Genomic DNA, 18311 nt, shown 5'->3' with positions numbered 1-18311 from the left:
CGGTGTCAGTTCACGTCGGCCCGCGTGGCCGACACCTGGCCGAGGTCCTCGGCCGCCTTGGCGAGCAGGTCCAGCATGGCGAGTTCGGCGCGGGGCGCGTCCTGCTCGCGTATGGCGTCCAGGACCGCGCGATGGCTGGGCACGGGGTCGTCCGCGCCGCCGTGGGCGTGCACCAGGCGGTCCCGCTCGCGCAGGCCGGGCTCCAGCAACAGATCGAGGCGGGCGAGGAGTTCATTTCCGGTGGCGGCGAGCAGCGCGCGGTGGAAGGAGGCGTCGGCCTCCTCCTCCGCGGCAGCCCCGCGGGCGTCCGCCATGGCGGCGAGCGCGGCGCCGAGCGCGACCAGATCGGCCTCGGTGCGGCGCAGCGCCGCGCGGTGGGCGGCGGCGGGCTCCACGAGGGAGCGCACGTCGGCGAGATCGCGCATCAGCCGCTCGCCGTCCCCCGCCTCCACGCGCCAGCGGATGACATCGGAGTCCAGGAGGTTCCAGGCGGCCCGGGGGCACACGAAGGTGCCGCGCTTCTGGCGGGCGTCGATGAGCCCCTTGCCGGCGAGGACCTTCAGGGATTCGCGCATCACGGTGAGGCTGACGTCCAGTTCGGCGCCGAGGGCCCGTACGTCCAGGACCTCGCCCTCGGCGAACTCGCCGCCCACGATGCGGGCACCCAGCAGCCGGACCACCTGGCCGTGCACACCTCGGCCGGAATAGGACGGCATGGGGGTTCCTCCTCGCAGATCCGGGCGCTCACCCTATCGCGGGCATTAAATATGAATACATCTTGACACTGCCTGTGACACCCGCCGACGATGAACCGTCCCCCTACCGAAAGGCCGGTCCACCGTGCCCGTCGCGCCGCCCGACCACCTGCCGGAGAAACTGACCATCTCCCTGTGGGACTTCAGCTGGTACACCCGTACCGGCCCCGGGGAACCCTTCGCCGACCTCGACCGCGCCTTCGCCGAGGCCGTGGCGCGCGGATACAACACGGTGCGCGTCTGCGCCATGCCCTTTCTGCTCTTCGGCTCCGGGCTCGACACCAGCCGGCTCCGGCTGGCACCCCTGGGCGGCGGATACGGGCAGCGGACCCGCTGGTACGACGTCGGCGGCAGCACCGAGATCGACGGCCGCGCCCATCTGCGCGCGCTGTTCGAGGCCGCCCGCCGGCACGGCTGCTTCGTCATCCTCTCCAGCTGGGAGTACCAGCAGAGCCCGTCGTTCGGCGGCGACCGCTCCTGGTACGACGCCCTGATGGCCGTCGCCCCCGAGCGGCGCGCCGAGGCCCTCGCCGACGCGCTCGCCGACCTGATCGACTTCCTGGCCGTCCACGGGCTGGACGACCGGATCGCCTTCACCGAGCTGCACAACGAGGTCCAGGGCGGGCGGCTCACCGAGGGGCTGGCGGGCCCAGACACCGTGGTCGCCCTGCGGCCGCGCCTGGAGCGCGGCCTCGCCCGGTTCCGGGAGCGCCACCCCGACCGGCCGGTCACGGTCAACTACGCCAAGGTCCCGGTCGGATCGCTGCGCGGCGTCCCGCGCGACGTGGACGTCGCCGTCTTCCACCCGTATGTCTACGGCGTGCTCGACGAGCTCATCGACGCCTTCGCCCTGCGCGCCCCGTCCCGCCCCTTCCCCCAGGACTTCGCCCGGGAACACCTGTTGCGCCCCGACGCCCCGGACCTGGCCGACTGGGCGCCGCCCGCCGGCGACCTGTGGCGTCTCGAGGCCACGCTCGTCGGCCGCGAGATCTACGCACACGACTGGTGCGACCCCGTCAAATGGGACGCCTGGCTGTACGAGCGGTACGCCGTCCACCGCCTCGCGATGGAGCAGCGGCTGGTCACCTGGATCGAGGCCGCCGCCGACTGGGCCGCCGGGGCCGGAGTCCCGCTGGTCTTCGGCGAGGGCTGGATCGGCTACACCCCGCTGCACGGCACCTTCGAGGAGGGCCCGATCGGGGCCGCGTTCTGCCGCCGCGCGGTCGCCGAGTCCGCCCGGGTGGGCGCCTGGGGCACGGTGGTGTGCTCCAACGCCGCGCCCCACCACCCGATGTGGCAGGACCTCGCGCTCCAGCGGGAGTGCAACACGCTGCTGCTCGGCTGAGCGCCCTGCCCCGCCACGGTCATCAGGCGGGGCCGCGCCGTTCCCGGCGATCTGTTTGGACGTTATGAGGGCGCCCGCAGGGCCGACCGACGTACCCTGTCGTGCACACAACGGGGGTGTCAGACGCCATGAGCGACAACGATCTGCCCGAGCCGGGAGACGACCAGCTCCCACTGCCGCCCGGATCGGCCGAGGGAGGCGGGCTCATCGCCCCGCCCCCCTTGGCGGCCCAGCCGGGCAAGCCCAACATCTACGACCCCGGCGCGCCCGCGCCCCGGCGTCCGCTCGCCCCCGGCGTCCAGGGCCCGGTGCCGCAGAACCTCGCGATCGCCCCCGGCGTGCTGCGCGGCGCGGCCGGCAAGGCGGACGAGGTGTACGACACGCTGCACAAGCAGGCGGCGTCGCTGGAGGAGCCGACCTCCGCGGCGCTCAAGGGCGTGGGCGGTCTCCAGGCCGAGAGCGCGCTGAGACAGTCGCACAAACACTGGGAGGAGCAGGCGGGCACGGTCACCGCCTGGCTCGCCCACATCTCCGAGAGCCTGCGGGCCGCGGCCGGCATCCATGTGAAGCAGGACGTGGACACGGGAGATTCGTTCGGCCTGAAGGAACCCCGGTTCCCGGCCGACGACCCGTCCCTCTCATCGATCTCGAGGTTCTGATGGCCACCTTCTATCAGGAGTTCCGATCGGCCGACTTCGGGGCGCTGGACACCCTGGCCACCAAGTGGAAGGGCGTCCACGACAGGATCAAGGACCTCGACGACAAGGTCCGTGACGAGGTGCTGAAGCCCTTGAAGGACAAGGGGTACTGGGAGGGCATGGCCGCCCCCTTCGCCTGGACGCAGATCGATGACATCCAGCGCCAGGTGACCGCCGCCGCCAAGGTGGCCGACGGGGTCCGCCGGAGCATCGAGGACGGGGCCGGGGAGCTGAAGGCCGCGCAGCGCAAGCTGAGCGACGCGGTGCGGGAGTTCGGCGAGCAGGGGATGTACGTCAACCCGGCGAAGGCCCAGGTGGTCCTGGCCGAGGGGTGCACCCCGGAGAACTACGACGCGGCCGACGTGAAGAAGGTGAACGCCGCCCAGACCCGGCTCAACGAGATCCTGCGGGAGGCGTTCGAGGCCGACCAGAACCTGTCGATCACGCTGATGGAGAACGTCGGCCTGGAGCTGTGGTTCAACACCGGGCAGGTCCGCACGGACATCAACCACACCAGCGGCATCAGCACGGACCACTATGACGCCCTCGGCCGGGACATGGACGGCCTCGACCCCTTCCCCTCGACCAACCACCTCACGCCGCGCACCCTCGCGGCCAACTGGGTCGCCGGGACGGGCGACGACCACTACTTCTTCTCCCAGCACGACCCGTTCGTCGAACAACTCCGCAAGAGCGAGAGCATGGACGGCATCCGGAGCCAGACGCTCGCGGGGTGGCAGGCCGGCAAGGGGGAGGGCCAGCTCGCGTACCGGATCTCCGGCAAGTCGTTCGGCGGGCAGGTGAAGGACTTCGCCAAGGACATGGCCGGTATGTCCGGGCTCGACAATCTGTGGGGCGGCGACACCAACGAGGCGCAGTCCCTGCTCGGCTCGTACAACGTGGACTACGTCGTCAAGGGCACCGACCCGGACGGCAAGCTCATCGTGCAGTACACGCTGCACAACGACACCGACACCGAGTCGTTCCTGCCCGGCTACCAGTCCTGGCAGCGCAAGGCCAACCATGGCGTCGGCCCGGGCGCCGACATCAAGGAAACCATGGTCTGGACCGAGCGCATCGCCCCGGACGACCGCTAAACCGCGGTGAGTTCGCCGAGCAGGCCGAAGGTGAGGGCGTCGACCGGGCGGGGGTCGGTCGCGGTCTGCTCGTTGAAGGTGTTCACCATCATCACCACCGCCGAGCCGCTCTCCCGGCTGAATGCGGCACAGGTGCTGAACCCGCCCGTGCCGCCGTTGTGCCAGGTCATGGTCCGGCCGCCGGGCAGCGGGCTGAGGTGCCAGCCGAGCCCGAGCCGCAGGCCGCCCTCAGCCGTGAAATGGGGGCGCTGGGTCAGCTCGATGGCGGCCCGCAGCGGGGAGCGCCCCGGGCGCAGCTGTGCGCTCAGGAAGCGCACCATGTCGTCGGCGGTGCCGTACATCGAGGTGCCGGCCGCGCTGAGCACGCGGTCGCGCCAGTCGGGGACGGGCTGTCCGGCGAAATGTCCGACCGCCTTGCGGGCCGCCATGTCGGGCCGCAGCGCGGTGGTGGTGTCCTTCAGGCCGAGCGGCTCGGCCACCCGGCGGCGCAGCATCGCATCGACGGCATCGAAGGCCAGCGCCTGCCCGAGGAGGCCGACCCCGAAGTTCGAGTACGCGTAGCGGCTACCCGGTTCGGTGGCCAGGGTGGTCTCGCCGAGGCCGCTCGCCAGATCGTCCAGCGTGTAGTGGGCGTACGGGTCGTAAGGGTCCGCGTCGGCGGCCAGGTTCGGCGGCAGCGAGGGCAGGCCGGAGCTGTGGGTGGCCAGATCGACCAGGGTGATCGGGCGTGGCCCCCGGTGCGGGACGGGGAACCGGGCGGGCAGGGTGAGCGGGGCGTCGAGGCGGGTGGTGCCCGCGCACACGGCGCGGGCCAGGGCCGTGGCGGTGAGTGTCTTGGCGATCGAGCCGAGCTGGTAGACGGTTCTGCCGTCGGGCGCCGCGCCGCCCGGGCCCTCGCCCGCGCCCGCCACATGGCGGCGGCCGCCGTGGATGACCCCGCAGACCACGCTGGGGCTGCCGGCCTCCAGCGCACGGGTCACATACCGCCGCACCAGCGCGGGCAGGTCGGGCAGGTCGTCGGCGGCTGCGGCGTTGCCGGCCAGCAGCGTTCCGCCCGCCGTCGCCGTCGCCACGGTGAGGAACTTTCTCCGCTGCATGGTCACTCCCCTGTCGATCGGATTGCCGTGGGTACCACCGTGGACAGCACGACGAGCAGCGGCACCACCCGGCCCGCGGGGACCTGGTAGTGGCCGCGGCCCTCGGCCTGAAGCCAGCCGGTGGCGGTGAGTTGCTTGAGGTGGTGATAGAGCTGGCCGGTGGTGTGCAGGCCCGCGACCTCCTGGAGCTCCGCGGCGGAGCGGGTGCCGCGCAGCGCGGCGCGCAGCAGAGTGAGCCGGACGGGGTGGCCCAGGGCGGCGAGCGGCGCGGCGCACTCCGACCAGTCGGCGTCCAACAGCCTTTCCGTTGAGGCGCCTTGCTGCCATTCGTACGTCTCGCCCGTCGGGAGTTCGAGCGCGCCGGTGAACAGCACTTCACCGGGGCCGCTGAGGCGCTTCCGCAGACCCTCGAGGGCCCAGAACACCGTGTCCCGCTCCGCCTTGGGCTCTGCCTCCAGCCGCGCCACCCGTTCTTCGAGCGCGGCGACCCGTCTCTCCAGGGACTCACCAGCCATAGGACGGAGATTACGTTATTCCGGAATAGCGGAGCAACTCCCCTGCTGCGCCCCAGCTCAGCGATTCCGCACGGCCCAAGACACGAAAGTCGCCCGAGCAAAGGTCGGATGAAAGATTGTTAGGAACCTTGACAGTCCTAGGGGGCCAGCCCATCGTGAGAGGTCCGCACCGCGTGTGTCATCGGTTGACATCCTCAGAAGGAAACCAACGAACATGACCGAACACGCTCCACGCCACCTCAGCCGCCGGGCGGTACTGGGCTCCATGACCGCGGCCGCCGTCGGCACATCTCTCGCCCTGGGCCGGGAGGCGTCGGCCGCCCCGCGGGCGCCGCAGCTGCTCTGGCACCCGGACCCGTCAAGCGCCGGGCTCAAGGCCTTCGAGGGCATCGAGGCCGACCGCGGAGGCGCCCACCCCGACCGGGACTATGTGACCGTCGAGGGAGGTGATCACTACCGCTTCAACATCTGGAAGGACGACCGGGACACCACCGGTGACGGGGACCGTCAGCGCACCGAGTCCAAGGGCATGGTGCAGGACGGCTCGAAGCTGAAGATGCGCGACGGCGAGACATGGACCATCGGCTACGAGATGTTCATGCCGACCTCGCTGCACGGCACCAGCAAATTCACGCATATCTTCCAGACCAAGACACCCGTGGACAACGGGGGCCCGTACGTCACCCTGGACCTGGGCCGCAGCGGCAGCACGGAGACGCTGCGGGCCCGCGCGTACGCCAACTCCGGGTCGCCGGACATCGCCTCGACCAACCTGTCGCCGCTGCGCAACAAGTGGATCACCATCGAGTGGACGCTCACCATCGGCTCGAGCGGCAAGGCGGGGTTCGTGGCCCGCAACGGCACCGGCTCCGGGGCCCCGGTGGCGGTCCAGGGCAGCATGTCGGGCGTGAAGATCCCGGATCAGGACGATTATGTCCGGCCCAAGTGGGGCATCTACCGGTCCGTCGAAAGCGCCTCGTCGGACATCCTCGACACCTATCTGCTCTTCCGTAACTTCAAGGCGTCGAAGGGCACCTGAACCTCCGGGGGCGGAGGAAACCGGTGAATGTGGGGTCGGCGGCAGCCGGCCCCACATTTCCATGCGCGGGCGAACCACTCAACGATCGCTCGCACTTGGGTTGAAGGGCCCAAAGGGCCGGACGGCCCTCTTGTGATCCGGCGTGCGCTCGGGAATCCTCGACAAGGCGTTGAGCAGGAAAGCGGAGCGGAGATTTTTTCTGCCCCCTGTTCACTTAAGCGAGGTGAAGGGTTCATCATGCTCTCCATCACCAAAGAGTTTCACTTCTCGGCGAGCCACCAGCTGGATCATTTACGGTCCGGCCACCCATGCGCCCGACTGCACGGCCATAACTATGTGGTCGTCCTGGAACTGTCCGCGGCGCCGGAAGATCTCGCACGTCCGGGTTTCGTCCGGGATTACGGCGATCTCTCCTCGTTCCAGAAGTGGGTCGACGAGACGCTGGATCACCGGCATCTCAACGATGTGCTGGACGGGGTGAATCCCTCCGCGGAGAACATCGCCATGTGGCTCCACGAGAGGTGGGTGAAGGAGTTCCCCGAACTCACCGCCGTACGCGTGTCGGAGACCCCCAAGACCTGGGCGACCTACCGTCCCTCCGCCAACGGAGTCGACGCGCCCCTCTGACGGCGGACCGGGACCCGATCCTCGACGGAGGACACGAAAGGGGGTGGTGGACGTGACGGCACCGAAGCTCGTGGTCAACGAGATCTTCGGGCCCACCTAGGGCCGTACAGGGAGAAGGGCCCTCAACGGGCACGTCCTGCGCCTTTCTGCGGCTGGGAGGCTGCAATCTGGACTGCCGCTGGTGCGACACTCCGTACACCTGGGACTGGAAGGGCGTCTCGGACACCGGGATCGCCTACCGCCCGGCCGAGGAGCTGCACCCGTTGGACCCGGACGACGTGGCGCGGCGGCTGCTGGACTTCGGCGTCGGCCTGATCGTCGTCTCCGGCGGGGAGCCGCTCAACCAGCAGAGCAGGCTGGTGCCGGTGGTCCGCGCGCTGCGCGGGGCGGGGGTCGCGGTGGAGATCGAGACCAATGGGACGGTGGCCCCCGAAGACGCGCTCACCGCGACCGGAGCGCGGTTCAACGTGTCGCCGAAACTCGCCCACTCGGGGGTCGCCGAGAATCGCAGGATCGTGCCGGAAGTGATGCGCGAGTTCACCCGGCTTCCCGGCACGGCCTTCAAGTTCGTCTGTGCGGCGGCCTCCGACCTGGAAGAGGTGGACGCGCTCGTCGCACAGCACTCGCTGAAGAACATTTGGATCATGCCGCGCGGACAGTCTCCCGAGGAGATCAGCGAGGGCATCCGCACGCTCGCGGACCAGGTCGTCGGACGGAAGTGGAATCTGTCCGGACGGCTGCATGTGACCATATGGGGCAGTAAACGAGGTGTTTGATGAGCAGTGGAATAAGCGAATTGCCGGGGAGCAACCGGATCGACCGGAGCGCGACGCCCCAGGATCCCCTGGAAATACTCGCCCGACAGCTTCTCGTGGAGATCGGTGAGGATCCCGAACGCGAAGGGCTGCGCGACACGCCCGCCCGCTACGCGCGTTGGTGGCGTGAGTTCACCGAGTACGCTCCCGGTTCGACCGATACGGTCTTCGAGTCCAGCTGTAGCGGTGATCTGGTGGCCGTCTCCGGCATCCATGTGTGGTCGCTGTGCGAACACCACCTCTTACCCTTCTCCTGCCGGATGACCATCGGCTACCTCCCCCGCGGACAGGTCCTGGGCCTCAGCAAGTTCGCCCGGATCGCGCACCAGCACGCACACCGGCTCCAGTCTCAGGAGCGGCTCTCGCAGGACATCGCGGACGATGTCGAGAAGCTCACCGGCTGCCCGGACGTCGCCGTGATCGGCAAGGGGGAGCATCTGTGCATGGCCATGCGCGGCATCCGTACCCCCGCCACCATGACCACGGCCGTGTGGCGCGGCGCGCTCCAGGACAGCGCCCGGCGCACCGAGTTGCTCACCCTCACCAGCGAATCGTTCCGCGGCCCCGGCTCCTGAGCGCCCGGCCGCCCCAGTCGAGAAGGGAGACAGATCTCGTGCGGAAAAGTGAACCTCCGCGGACCGGGCTGAGTTTCGACGATGTCCTGCTGGTGCCCCAGCGCACCTCGCTGACCAGTCGCCGCCAGGCCGACACCTCCTCGGAGCTGCTGCCGGGCGTCGTGCTGCGCACGCCCGTCATCTCGGCGAACACCCAGTGGTGCACGGGCGACCGGATGGCCGTGGCCATGGCGCTGAGCGGCGGTCTGGGCGTGCTGCACCGGATGCAGACCGTGGAGCAGCAGCTGGACCACCTGGACGCGGTCAAGGCGCACCGGTCAGAGGAGGGCGCGGCGCCCGAGGCCACCCGCGCCGCCGACGGACGGCTGCTGGCCGGCGCCGCGGTGGGGGTCACCGGCGACTGGCGGGAGCGCGCCGAGCGCCTGGTCGAACACGCGGCGGACATCCTCTTCGTGGACGTCGCCCACGGCCACAGCGACCAGGTGATCGAGGCGGTGGCCAAACTGCGGGCCGCCTACCCGCGGATGCCGCTGGTCGCGGGGAACGTGGGCACGGCCGCGGGGGTCGTGGACCTGGCGGAGGCCGGCGCCGATGTGGTCAAGGTGGGCATCGGGCCCGGCGGGGTGTGCACCACGAGGCTGGTGGCCGGCACCGGAGTCCCCCAGCTCACCGCCGTCATGGACTGCGCGGCCGCGGCGGCCGAACGGGGGGTGGGGGTGATCGCGGACGGCGGCATCCGGGAGTCGGGCGACATCGCCAAGTCGCTGACGGCCGGGGCACACGCGGTGATGCTGGGCTCCGCGCTCGCGGGCGCCGACGAGAGCGCGGCCACCCCGGTGACCCGGGACGGGCGCTCGTACCGGGTCAGCAACGGGTTCGTCTCCCTGGGCATGAAGCTGACGCTGCGCCATGCGGCGGGCGAGAGGATCACCCGGGAAGAGGTTGACGACTATGTGCCGGAGGGCACCGAGGCGACCTTCCCCGCCACCGGCCCGGTGGCCAGGACGCTGCGCCGGCTCATGGGCGGTGTGCAGTCGGCGATGAGCTATTCGGGGGCGCGGGACATGGCCGGCTTCCGGGAACGCGCCGAGTTCATCCGGGTGACCTCCGCGGGCCGGGCCGAGAACCGCCCGCACGCGCGCGAGCGCTCGGAGCAGATCGACATCGACCATGTCTCCCGGGCGGTGGGCGATGAGTGAGTCCGGAGACACGACGCCCCCCGCGGTGGCCGGTGAGCGGCCCGGCATGTGGTCCCGGCAGGGGCCGTACCTCCTGGACTGGGCCTCCTTCGGGGAGCTGATGGCGGACCTCGCCGCACAGGTGCGGGACGAGGGCTTCCGGCCGGACGCGGTGCTGGCGGTGGCCCGCGGCGGTCTCACCCCGGCCGGCTTTCTCACCTGCGCCCTCGACGCGCCCGTCCAGCACACCATCCGGGTGCGCAGGACCGCGGACGACACCCGCTACGCCGCCAAGCAGGCGCCGGTCATCGACATCGGCTCCCCGCCCGAGCTGGGCCCGGGAGACCGGGTGCTGGTGGTGGACGACATCGTCGGCACCGGCTCCACGGCCGATGTGGTGCTGGCGTATCTGGCGGACGCCGGGGTGGCGCGGTCCGATGTGCGCTTCGCCGCGGTGGTCCGCAACCACCGGTCCGGCTATGTGCCCGACTACTGTCCCGCGGTCATCGACGACTGGATCGTCTTTCCGTGGGAGACCGACCGGGAGAGCACGGCGGACTGCCGCCCCCTCCCGGCCACCGCGCGGACGGGGCGCCGATGACGGCGGGAGGCCCGCGGGGGCTGCCCGGCCGCGGGCTCGTGCCGGTGGAGAACGCCGCCGAGGTGTCCCTGCCCGCCTGTTACGACGCGGTGGACCTGTACACCTGTGACACCCCGCTCAGCCGACGGGTGGAGGTGGCGCGCGCCCTCGCCGAGTTCGAGAAGACCCTGGGGACACGTCCGACGACGGTGTTCACCCGGGTCGCGGAGTGTCCCGGCGGGCGGGTGCTCGGGCACCCGTATCCGCGGGCAGTGCTGCTCGCCGCGCTCGGCACCACCGAGGAGAAGCGCCTGGAGGAGATGTCGGACCGGCTGACGGGCCCCGCGCATCCCGTGCGCGCGTCCCAAGGCGGCCATCGCCGGGAGGAGTTGGGCGGGCTGCTGCACGCCCTGCCGATCCTCCAGCACCGCCCGGGCGACGCCGGACCGTACATCACCGCGGGCGTGGGGGTGACGACCCGGCCCGACGGGAGCGGCGTCAACCTCGGCTTCTACCGCATCCAGGTGGTCGCGCCCGACGAGGTCCGCATCTTCCTGGACCCGCGCACCGACGGCCACCGCAATCTGCGGGCCTGGCTGGAGAGCGGACGGCCCATGCCCATCTCGGTGTTCCTGGGCGCGGATCCCGCCATCAGCGTGGTGGCGGCCTCTCGGCTGCCCGCCGAGGGCGACGACTACGAGATCGCCTCCCGTCTGCTGGGGCGCCCGCTCGGCCTCGGCGGCAGCCCTCCGGTGCCGGACGACGCCACCCATGTCATCGAGGGGCATGTGCTGGCCAGGGACGAGGTCGAGGGCCCGTTCGGCGAGTTCAAGGGCTATTACGCGGAGGCCCGTCGCAGCAATGTGATGACGGTCGACCGGGTGGCCGCCGTGCCGGGCGCGCCGTTTCCCACCATCGTGGCGGGGGCCACCTCGGGTCTGACGCTGATGAGCTTCCAGAACGAGTATCTGATGTACGCGCATTTGCGCGGTCGGGGGCACTCCGTACGCTCGGTACGCTACTCGCTCAAGGCCAGGGGTGAGTTCGTGGCGTACATCGAGTCCGACGAGCCCAGCCAGGAGCTGGTGGCGGAGGCGATGGCGTTCGATGTGCGCTCGAAGGTGATCATCTGCGGCCCGGACCTGTCGAATCCCGGACAGGCGCTGGCCACTTATGGCTTCACCACGCACACGGAGCCATATCACCGCAAGGGAAGGGTGGAGGGCGAACGCGTGGGCCTGGCCTTGGTCATTCCGCCCGAGGGGCGGCCCACCGAGTACTGAATGAGGACATCAGCATGAGCCGTTTCGACCGTGTGCTGCCCGCCGCCTTGCTGGTGGTGCCGGGGCCCGGCCGTACCGTGACCTTCGTCCACCAGCTGAAGGGGCCGTACGCCGGGAGCTGGCTGCTGCCGGGCGGAGGCATCGAGCCGGGCGAGGCGGCCTGTGACGCGGCGCGGCGGGAGGCCCACGAGGAGACCGGCATCCTCGTGGACTCCTGCTCGCTCTTCGCCGTCTACGAGTTCACCGGCGCGTGGGAGCAGGGCGACTACCACCTGCTGATGTTCGCCTGCCTGGCCGACCGCGCGTATGAGCTGCCCGAGGGCTTCTCGGGGCACAACGTGGGCGAGGTCCGCCAGGGGAGCATCGACGACTTCCCGATGCACTCCACGGATCTGAAGATCCTCACCGACGCCGGGCTCGCGTCGTACGACCACGAGGTCATCGAGCGCGCCCTCGCCGCGGACGGCATCACGATGCGCGCGCACCGGGTGGCCTCCACCGTCAGCTGCGGCTGAACTGCAACACTCCGTACGCCTCCGGGGCGCCTCAGCCCCTGTCGACGGTCGACCGTGCTCGGCCCCTCGTACCTCGGGGCCTCCGCGCGCTCTCCCTTTCGACAGGGTCGCGCCCCGTCGGCTCCGCACCGACGACGGCCGGAGACAGGGAGTGGCAGGTGGTCTGCGGGCACTCGATGGTCACCCGGGCCGCGCGCAGCCCCTGGGCCAGAGCCTCCCGCGGTGTCTCGCCGTTCACCAGGGCGACGACGAAGGCCGAGGCCAGCGCGTCACCCGCGCCCGTGTCGTCGGTGCATACGCCCGGCTCGGCCGGGAGGTGCACCGGCCCGGGGCCCGTCGCGGTCGCCAGGGCGGCCCCTCGGGCGGCGTCGGTGACCACGACCACCTCCGGGCCCCGGCGCAGGAGCAGGCCTGCCTGCTCGGCGGGGCGGGCCGGCGCGCCGGGGTCCTGTCCCAGCAGGGTGCGCGCCTCCTTGGCGTTGAGGACCAGCACGTCGTAGCGGGGCAGCAGATGGGCGCGCGGGCCGAAGTCGGCCTGCCGGGTGGGCAGGCAGCACACCGGCACCGCGTGACGTCGTGCCTGTTCCGACACCCACACCATCAGGTCCTCGTCGAGCCCGCCCTCCATCACCACCGCGCCCGCGGTGGCGATGCTCCTGGCCAGCTCCGGTCCGCACAGCGCCTTGCCGAGGGCCGGGTCGGGCAGCGCGATGCGCGCGGAGAGCTGTGAGCCGTTCGTATCCAGCGTGACGTCGAACCGGCCGACGCCCTCGGCGGCGCGGCGTAAGTGGAGGACGACACCCAGCCGGGACAGCGCGCCCTCCAGCTCCGCCGCGTCCGGGCCGAATCCGGACAGGCCGACGAAGGTGACCGGCAGGCCGAGCCGGGCCGCGTTCGTCGCGATATTCCGGCCGATGCCGCCGTGGTGCCGCTCCACGGCCCACACCGTTTCACCGCGGGCCGCTCCGCGGCCGAACAGCCCGGCGGCGAAAAACTTACGGTCCATCGCCAGCGAACCGAGCACAAGAATGCCGGAGCGCGGCGCGGTCCCATCCTCTGCTGCCACCATGTCGAGCGATCCTCCCCTGAGTTTCCGCACGATGTATGCCGTTGACCGATTCGTCGACCCGTAAGGAAAGGGCTTTGACCGATGGGCAGGAAGAGCGACACCACTGATACCGCCGACGCGGGGATTCCGGAATCCGGCGAGCAGAACAAGCATGTCCATGGGCAGCGCACTTATTGGTGGAATTTCACATTAATTTACCTGTCGGGGGTCATGGCCGCCACCAGCATCGGCCGAATCACCCCCGTATCCATCGACCTCGAGAGCGACTTGGGACTGTCGCTGGGGCAAGTGGGCCTGGTCGCGTCCTCGGTCACCGCGGTGGCCGCGGTGCTCGGTCTGGCCGTGAGCTTCGCGCTGCGCCCCCTTGATCCACGGCGGACGCTGATCGGCGGTCTGGTGGTGATGGGGCTCGCGGGGCTGCTGGTCTCCCGGGCCGGTGGCTTTCCGCTGCTGCTCGGCGGGCGGCTGGTGGAGAGCGTGGGCTATGTGGTCGTGGTGATCGCGGCCCCCGTGCTGATCCTGGGGCTCGGCGACGACGAGCACCGCACGGTGTCGCTGGCGATCTGGGGCACCTTCATGCCGGTGGGGCTCGCGCTGGGCGCCTTCGGCGGCGGGCTGCTGTCCGGAGGGTTCGGCTGGCGGACCTCCCTGGCGGTCGCCGCGGCCGCCACCCTCGTGGTGGCCGGTGTGGCGCTCCGGCTGCCCGGGGCCCGCGCCGCGGACGCGGACGCGGGCTCGGACTCGGACGGACCGGAATCGGCGAGACCCGGCGCGGACAGACCGGCCCCGGAGGGTTCGGGGGTCACGCGATCGGGGGACGGCGCCGGGTCCCCCGCCCTGCGGGCGCGCGCCCGCAGGCTCGCCCGCCCGGTGGCGCTGGGCGCCGGGTTCGCCACCATCAGCGCCACGATCGTCACCTTCGTCGCGCTGTACCCCACCTATCTGCACGACGAGTTCGACGTGCCCACCGCGGCGGCCGGGACGCTCACCGGAAGCGTGTCCTTCGCCGGGGTCGCGGGGGGCTTCGCGGCGAGTGTGCTGCTGCGCCGGGGGGCGCCCATGAAGTACCTTTTCACGGCTGCTCTGTTGATGCCGGCCGGCGCCTTCGCCGCCTTCGGGGCGACGGGCGGGCTGGGCATCTCCATGACCAGCGCGGTGCTGATCGCGGTCACCAACGAGTTGGTCGTCGCCACCGTCTTCGCGGCCCTCCCCCTCGTGGTGAGGACCAGCGCGGACGTCGGCGTCGCCAACGGCCTGGTGGCCCAGCTCGGCAGCGTCGGATCGCTCGCGGGACCGCCGCTGGTGGGTCTGGTCGTCACCGCGGCTGACGGGTGGTGGGCGGTGGGACCGACGCTGCTGGCCGGATGCGCGGTCGGCGTCGTACTGCTGCGGGCCGCGGTGGGCAGGGAACGGCAGGCGTGACCGGTTCGGGCGGGAAGGGTGAGGAACAGCATGACCATCAAGTACGTCGTCTTCGACTGGGCGGGAACGCTCACTCCGTGGCACACGGTGGATCTGGCGGGCATCTGGCTCGAGACCGCGCGCGAGATCGACCCGGACGGCGCGCCGGACCTCGCCCAGCGGCTGCTGCGGGCCGACCGGGACCTGGCGGCCCGCTGCCGGGACACCCAGTGCTCGGCCACCCTCGACGAGGTGTTCCGCGCCGCGGAGGTGGTGCCGGACGGCACCGCGATCGCGGCCTACCGGCGGGCCTGGGAGGAGCACACCTATCTCGACCCGGAGGGGGCCGAACTGCTGCGCACGCTGCGCGAGCGGGACCTGGGCGTCGGCGTGCTGTCCAACACGCTGTGGTCGGCCGAATGGCACCACGAGATCTTCGAGCGGGACGGCGTCCATGACCTCATCGACGCCGCGGTGTACTCCAGCGAGGTGCCCTGGACCAAGCCCAACCCGCTCATCTTCGAGCTGATCGCCGAGCGGCTGGGCGCCGACAACCCCGGCGCGTGCGCCTTCGTCGGGGACCGGCTCTTCGAGGACATCTACGGTGCGCGGCAGGCCCGTATGCGCACGATCTGGGTGCCGCACAGCGAGATCCCCGACGAGGAGCTCGGGCCGGATTCGGCCGAGCCCGACGCCACCGCGCACACCCTCAAGGACGTGCTGACGGTGCTCGACTCCTGGGCGGCTCAGCAGCCGTCCCGCTGACCTCGTACGCCGTGTCCCACCCGGCTGGGACACGGCGGTTCGGGCCCGGCGGGGGCCCGAGGGGCGTCAGAGGTCCCACGCGCGGTCGGCGGCCCACTTCTCGAGGGTGTGCCAGCCCACTCCGGGGTGGTCGCGGTGCAGTCCGTCGATGTCCACGTCCAGCCCGGTCTCCTGGAAGTAGCGGAACATGGCGGCCAGGTCGTCCGAGTAGGTCTCGGCGACCGCCAGCGGCACCTCCTGGAAGCGGATCTGACGGCCGCTCGCGGCGCTGATCGCGGCGGCGATCTGTTCGGGGGTCCGCCACTGCGAGGCGATGTCGATCCGGCGCCCGGCGAACTCCGCCGGACGGGTCAGCGCCAGGGCCGCGAAGGCGCCGATGTCCCGCGCGGCGATCACCGGCAGCGGGCGCCCGGGCGGCATGGGCAGGGGGAAGACCCCCTCGCGGAGCGATCGCGTGGTCCAGCCGTTCGCGTAGTTCTCCATGAAGGCGCCCGGGCCGATCACCGTCCATGGCATATCGAGGGTGGCGAGGTGCCGCTCGATCCGCCACTTGCTCTCGAAGTGCGGGATGCCCGTGGACCGGTCGGCGTTGGCGGCCGAGGTGAAGACGGTGTGCCGCACCCCGGCGGCGGCAGCCGCGTCCAGCAGGGCGACCCCCTGGCGCACCTCGGCGGAGAGGTCGCTGCCGAACGGCGTGGACATCGCGAAGAGCACCGCGGTGCCGGCGAGCGCGGCCGCCAGCGAATCCTGGTCGTCGAAGTCGGCCCGGACCACATCCGCGCCGAGCGCCCGCAATTCGGCGGCGGCAGGCGAGGCGGGGTCGCGGGTGAGGGCGCGGACGGGGCGGCCGAGGCGGAGCAGCGCTCGGGCCGTGGCGCCGCCCTGGGCGCCGGTGGCACCGGTCACGGCCACCGGAAGCTGATCACTTATCTGTGTCACGCAGAGAAACATAGGACGCAGTGACTGCGTGACGCAAATAATTATGGCCTCGGCCCGGCCGTAAGATGTCTGCGCGGCGCAGCGGCCGCGCGGCGCATCCGTCCGCGGCCGGCACGAGACGCCCCATTTGGAGACGGAGAGGCGCGGGAGGCCCTGCCGATGGCACGCGAAGATCTGCTGGCGGAGCTGGGGCCGGAATCCCGGCGCTATATGGCCTCGTACATCCTGTTCAACCAGGCGGTGGCGGACCATCTGGGGATGCACCCCACCGATCTCCAGTGCCTCAACCTCCTCACGCTCGAGGACGGCCCGGTCACCACCGGGCGGATCGCCGAGCTGACCGGGCTGACCAGCGGCTCGGCCACCCGGCTGGTGGACCGGCTGGAGAAGGCCGGCCAGGTCACCCGCCGCCGGGACGAGAAGGACCGGCGGCGGGTCCTGGTGGAGGTGGTGCCGGGGGCGCTGGAGCGGTTCGGCGCCGTGTGGCGGGAGCTGGGCGCCGGCTGGGAGGAACTGTTCCACGAGGACGGCGAGGCCGATCTCGCCGTGCTGCTGCGGCATATGCGGCGGACCACCGAACTGGCGCGCCGCCAGATGACCCGGCTCGCCGAGCGGCCGCCCGTGACCTGACCCGACGGGGCCGCGGACTCTACTACAAACACCCCGTTGTTTCGGAGCATTGCCGGATTTCCCTCCCCAAGGCTGAACGGTGCGTAACCTCGTCGTCACTGGCGAAACGCCGCCGGTGCGACTCGGGCCACGCTGGAGGGGAGCCGCATGCCCGGAATCGACGAGTGTCTGCTCGAGGCCATGACCGTGCACGGCGCGCGGGGAGCGGCCGTGATCGAGTGGACCAGCGGGCTCGCGCTCGGCATGGTCGGCGAGACCCGGGGCGGCGACCCCGAGGCCACCGCCGCGGAGACCGCGGAACTGGCCCGCATGGCCGCCGAACAGACCGCGTTCGCCTCGCTCATGGCAGACAACACAGGCACAGACACGGACACGGACACGGAGGACGAGGCGGCCGGGGCGGCGCCCGTGGAAGACGTCATCGTCACCACCCGCACCTGCTACCACCTGCTGCGCTTCGTCGACACGGCCTTCGACAGCGGTGTCTTCCTCTATCTGTGGCTCGACCGCCAGGAGGGAAACCTGGCGTTCGCCCGGATGCGGCTGCGCGATCTGGCCCGGCGTCTGGCGCTCATATGACCTCCGGCAGAGCCCATCGCGCGCCCGGCCTCGCCGAACTCGCCGCCGAGCGGGCCAGTGGCGCCCTGCTGTGCGACGCGGGCACGGTGTATCTGACCGAGGGCCGGGTGATGCACGCCGAGAGCGCCGCGGCCCCCGGCATCGATGTGCTGCTGACCGTCTGCGGGCGGCTCACCGCCGACTCCTGGCGGGAGGCGGTGGACCGGAGGGAGGCGTTCGGCGGCGTCGGCCGGTGCCTCGTCGACACCGGCCGGCTGTCGCTCGCGGAGCTGGAGATCTGCCACCTGGGCGCGCTGTTCGACGCCGCGTACTTCGCGCTGGGCCCCGACAGCCGTCCGCGCGGCTTCTACCGGGGCGCGGCCCACTGGCTGGGCCCGGTGCGCCCGGTGGACGCGGGCGCCGTCGAGCGGGAGACCCTTCGCCGCCAGGAACTGCTCGCCGATCTGTGGCCGTATCCGCAGGTCGACCAGGAGCCCGTGGCGGCCCGCCGCTCCGACGCCCACGCCCCGCCGGTCACCCGCCGCCAGCGCGCGGTGCTGGCGCTCGCCGACGGCGTCCGCACCCCCGCCGCCATCGCCCGGGCCCTGGGGCGCCCCGCCTTCCACACCCTCATCGACATCCGGCGGCTGGCGGCCGCGGGACACGTCGAGACACCCCGGCCCCGCACTCCCCCGCCACCGACCCCGGGCCGCGGCCCCGCCGCGGCCGTCTTCGCCGACCCCGACATCACCCTGCTGCGCCGGCTCCGTGACGCCTTGGAGGCACACCTGTGATTCCCCCGACCGCCCGGCCCGCCCGGTGACCGGCCT

21 protein-coding genes are annotated in these 18311 nt (G+C 71.5%); 16 read left to right on the top strand and 5 right to left on the bottom strand.

All coding sequences use genetic code 11. The features are described from left to right. Window positions 1–5 precede the first annotated feature (5 nt). A complete protein-coding gene (locus tag ACH4S9_RS20975; protein ID WP_398373517.1) occupies window positions 6–716 on the bottom strand; it encodes a FadR/GntR family transcriptional regulator in 711 nt (236 codons plus the stop codon). A gap of 124 nt (window positions 717–840) precedes the next feature. Here ACH4S9_RS20975 and ACH4S9_RS20970 point away from each other — a divergent pair, with 124 nt between their 5' ends. The 3 genes from ACH4S9_RS20970 to ACH4S9_RS20960 all read left to right on the top strand — a co-directional run bounded on the left by ACH4S9_RS20970 (window position 841) and on the right by ACH4S9_RS20960 (window position 3895). Then, entirely contained in the window at window positions 841–2100 is a 1260-nt protein-coding gene (locus ACH4S9_RS20970; RefSeq protein WP_398373516.1) for a cellulase-like family protein, read from the top strand. 128 nt (window positions 2101–2228) lie between these two features. Continuing rightward, window positions 2229–2759 carry a hypothetical protein gene (locus ACH4S9_RS20965; protein ID WP_398373515.1) on the top strand — a complete coding sequence of 177 codons (531 nt, stop codon included), beginning with the start codon at window positions 2229–2231 and terminating at the stop codon, window positions 2757–2759. Beyond that, a complete protein-coding gene (locus ACH4S9_RS20960; protein ID WP_398373514.1) occupies window positions 2759–3895 on the top strand; it encodes a hypothetical protein in 1137 nt (378 codons plus the stop codon). Before ACH4S9_RS20965 ends, ACH4S9_RS20960 begins: the two co-directional genes overlap by 1 nt. Here ACH4S9_RS20960 and ACH4S9_RS20955 read toward each other — a convergent pair. After that, window positions 3892–4992, bottom strand: a complete 1101-nt coding sequence (locus tag ACH4S9_RS20955; RefSeq protein ID WP_398373513.1) for a serine hydrolase domain-containing protein — start codon at window positions 4990–4992, stop codon at window positions 3892–3894. The genes ACH4S9_RS20960 and ACH4S9_RS20955 overlap by 4 nt on opposite strands. A gap of 2 nt (window positions 4993–4994) precedes the next feature. Continuing rightward, the gene (locus ACH4S9_RS20950) at window positions 4995–5507 is read right to left on the bottom strand and encodes an ArsR/SmtB family transcription factor (protein ID WP_398373512.1); all 513 of its coding nucleotides are present in this window, start codon (window positions 5505–5507) and stop codon (window positions 4995–4997) included. Between the two features lie 214 nt (window positions 5508–5721). Between ACH4S9_RS20950 and ACH4S9_RS20945 the strand changes: the two genes are divergently transcribed. The 8 genes from ACH4S9_RS20945 to ACH4S9_RS20910 all read left to right on the top strand — a co-directional run bounded on the left by ACH4S9_RS20945 (window position 5722) and on the right by ACH4S9_RS20910 (window position 12119). Next, entirely contained in the window at window positions 5722–6546 is an 825-nt protein-coding gene (locus tag ACH4S9_RS20945; RefSeq protein ID WP_311728940.1) for a hypothetical protein, read from the top strand. A 237-nt stretch (window positions 6547–6783) separates the two neighbouring features. After that, window positions 6784–7173, top strand: a complete 390-nt coding sequence (locus ACH4S9_RS20940; protein ID WP_398373511.1) for a 6-pyruvoyl trahydropterin synthase family protein — start codon at window positions 6784–6786, stop codon at window positions 7171–7173. A 146-nt stretch (window positions 7174–7319) separates the two neighbouring features. Then, window positions 7320–7949, top strand: coding sequence for a 7-carboxy-7-deazaguanine synthase QueE (locus tag ACH4S9_RS20935; RefSeq protein WP_398373654.1), 630 nt, complete (start codon window positions 7320–7322; stop codon window positions 7947–7949). After that, the gene (gene folE, locus ACH4S9_RS20930; RefSeq protein WP_311728938.1) at window positions 7949–8563 is read left to right on the top strand and encodes a GTP cyclohydrolase I; all 615 of its coding nucleotides are present in this window, start codon (window positions 7949–7951) and stop codon (window positions 8561–8563) included. The genes ACH4S9_RS20935 and folE overlap by 1 nt, the downstream gene beginning before the upstream one ends. Window positions 8564–8601: 38 nt before the next feature. Next, complete coding sequence (locus ACH4S9_RS20925; RefSeq protein WP_398373510.1) at window positions 8602–9762, top strand: IMP dehydrogenase; 1161 nt, start codon at window positions 8602–8604, stop codon at window positions 9760–9762. After that, window positions 9755–10342: a phosphoribosyltransferase family protein gene (locus tag ACH4S9_RS20920; protein ID WP_352132217.1), complete on the top strand. Its 588-nt coding sequence runs from the start codon at window positions 9755–9757 to the stop codon at window positions 10340–10342. The genes ACH4S9_RS20925 and ACH4S9_RS20920 overlap by 8 nt, the downstream gene beginning before the upstream one ends. Beyond that, on the top strand, window positions 10270–11604 hold the full coding sequence (locus ACH4S9_RS20915; protein WP_398373509.1) for a UbiD family decarboxylase: 1335 nt from the start codon (window positions 10270–10272) through the stop codon (window positions 11602–11604). Before ACH4S9_RS20920 ends, ACH4S9_RS20915 begins: the two co-directional genes overlap by 73 nt. Before the next feature lie 14 nt (window positions 11605–11618). Next, window positions 11619–12119 (top strand): NUDIX hydrolase, encoded by a 501-nt coding sequence (locus tag ACH4S9_RS20910; protein ID WP_311728934.1) that lies wholly within the window; start codon window positions 11619–11621, stop codon window positions 12117–12119. Between the two features lie 31 nt (window positions 12120–12150). Here the strand turns inward: ACH4S9_RS20910 and ACH4S9_RS20905 are convergent, their stop codons facing one another. Then, window positions 12151–13188, bottom strand: coding sequence for a PfkB family carbohydrate kinase (locus ACH4S9_RS20905; RefSeq protein ID WP_398373508.1), 1038 nt, complete (start codon window positions 13186–13188; stop codon window positions 12151–12153). 81 nt (window positions 13189–13269) lie between these two features. On the opposite strand from ACH4S9_RS20905, the gene ACH4S9_RS20900 reads away from it, so the two are divergent. Together ACH4S9_RS20900 and ACH4S9_RS20895 are read left to right on the top strand one after the other, a co-directional pair. Continuing rightward, window positions 13270–14610, top strand: a complete 1341-nt coding sequence (locus ACH4S9_RS20900) for an MFS transporter (RefSeq protein ID WP_385337144.1) — start codon at window positions 13270–13272, stop codon at window positions 14608–14610. A gap of 30 nt (window positions 14611–14640) precedes the next feature. Further along, window positions 14641–15354 carry an HAD family hydrolase gene (locus ACH4S9_RS20895; protein ID WP_311728931.1) on the top strand — a complete coding sequence of 238 codons (714 nt, stop codon included), beginning with the start codon at window positions 14641–14643 and terminating at the stop codon, window positions 15352–15354. Window positions 15355–15420: 66 nt separating this feature from the next. On the opposite strand, the gene ACH4S9_RS20890 is transcribed toward ACH4S9_RS20895, so the two are convergent. Further along, on the bottom strand, window positions 15421–16293 hold the full coding sequence (locus tag ACH4S9_RS20890) for an NmrA/HSCARG family protein (protein WP_398373507.1): 873 nt from the start codon (window positions 16291–16293) through the stop codon (window positions 15421–15423). A gap of 159 nt (window positions 16294–16452) precedes the next feature. Here ACH4S9_RS20890 and ACH4S9_RS20885 point away from each other — a divergent pair, with 159 nt between their 5' ends. The 3 genes from ACH4S9_RS20885 (at window position 16453) to ACH4S9_RS20875 (ending at window position 18275) form a co-directional block, all read left to right on the top strand. Continuing rightward, window positions 16453–16923, top strand: coding sequence for a MarR family winged helix-turn-helix transcriptional regulator (locus tag ACH4S9_RS20885; RefSeq protein ID WP_398373506.1), 471 nt, complete (start codon window positions 16453–16455; stop codon window positions 16921–16923). Between the two features lie 147 nt (window positions 16924–17070). Continuing rightward, the gene (locus ACH4S9_RS20880; protein ID WP_398373505.1) at window positions 17071–17502 is read left to right on the top strand and encodes a hypothetical protein; all 432 of its coding nucleotides are present in this window, start codon (window positions 17071–17073) and stop codon (window positions 17500–17502) included. Next, entirely contained in the window at window positions 17499–18275 is a 777-nt protein-coding gene (locus ACH4S9_RS20875; RefSeq protein ID WP_398373504.1) for a transcriptional regulator, read from the top strand. Before ACH4S9_RS20880 ends, ACH4S9_RS20875 begins: the two co-directional genes overlap by 4 nt. Window positions 18276–18311 lie beyond the last annotated feature (36 nt).

This window comes from Streptomyces sp. NPDC021225, assembly GCF_044332865.1.
GTDB lineage: Bacteria > Actinomycetota > Actinomycetes > Streptomycetales > Streptomycetaceae > Streptomyces.
This window is presented reverse-complemented; position numbering and strand designations above follow the sequence as displayed.

Coding starts and splice junctions, on each gene's coding strand:
- ACH4S9_RS20910 (WP_311728934.1), top strand. CDS start 11,619: ATGAGCCGTTTCGACCGTGTGCTGCCCGCCGCCTTGCTGGTGGTGCCG.
- ACH4S9_RS20960 (WP_398373514.1), top strand. CDS start 2,759: ATGGCCACCTTCTATCAGGAGTTCCGATCGGCCGACTTCGGGGCGCTG.
- ACH4S9_RS20905 (WP_398373508.1), bottom strand. CDS start 13,188: ATGGTGGCAGCAGAGGATGGGACCGCGCCGCGCTCCGGCATTCTTGTG.
- ACH4S9_RS20975 (WP_398373517.1), bottom strand. CDS start 716: ATGCCGTCCTATTCCGGCCGAGGTGTGCACGGCCAGGTGGTCCGGCTG.
- ACH4S9_RS20945 (WP_311728940.1), top strand. CDS start 5,722: ATGACCGAACACGCTCCACGCCACCTCAGCCGCCGGGCGGTACTGGGC.
- ACH4S9_RS20950 (WP_398373512.1), bottom strand. CDS start 5,507: ATGGCTGGTGAGTCCCTGGAGAGACGGGTCGCCGCGCTCGAAGAACGG.
- folE (WP_311728938.1), top strand. CDS start 7,949: ATGAGCAGTGGAATAAGCGAATTGCCGGGGAGCAACCGGATCGACCGG.
- ACH4S9_RS20875 (WP_398373504.1), top strand. CDS start 17,499: ATGACCTCCGGCAGAGCCCATCGCGCGCCCGGCCTCGCCGAACTCGCC.
- ACH4S9_RS20965 (WP_398373515.1), top strand. CDS start 2,229: ATGAGCGACAACGATCTGCCCGAGCCGGGAGACGACCAGCTCCCACTG.
- ACH4S9_RS20920 (WP_352132217.1), top strand. CDS start 9,755: ATGAGTGAGTCCGGAGACACGACGCCCCCCGCGGTGGCCGGTGAGCGG.
- ACH4S9_RS20885 (WP_398373506.1), top strand. CDS start 16,453: ATGGCACGCGAAGATCTGCTGGCGGAGCTGGGGCCGGAATCCCGGCGC.
- ACH4S9_RS20895 (WP_311728931.1), top strand. CDS start 14,641: ATGACCATCAAGTACGTCGTCTTCGACTGGGCGGGAACGCTCACTCCG.
- ACH4S9_RS20900 (WP_385337144.1), top strand. CDS start 13,270: ATGGGCAGGAAGAGCGACACCACTGATACCGCCGACGCGGGGATTCCG.
- ACH4S9_RS20940 (WP_398373511.1), top strand. CDS start 6,784: ATGCTCTCCATCACCAAAGAGTTTCACTTCTCGGCGAGCCACCAGCTG.
- ACH4S9_RS20880 (WP_398373505.1), top strand. CDS start 17,071: ATGCCCGGAATCGACGAGTGTCTGCTCGAGGCCATGACCGTGCACGGC.
- ACH4S9_RS20955 (WP_398373513.1), bottom strand. CDS start 4,992: ATGCAGCGGAGAAAGTTCCTCACCGTGGCGACGGCGACGGCGGGCGGA.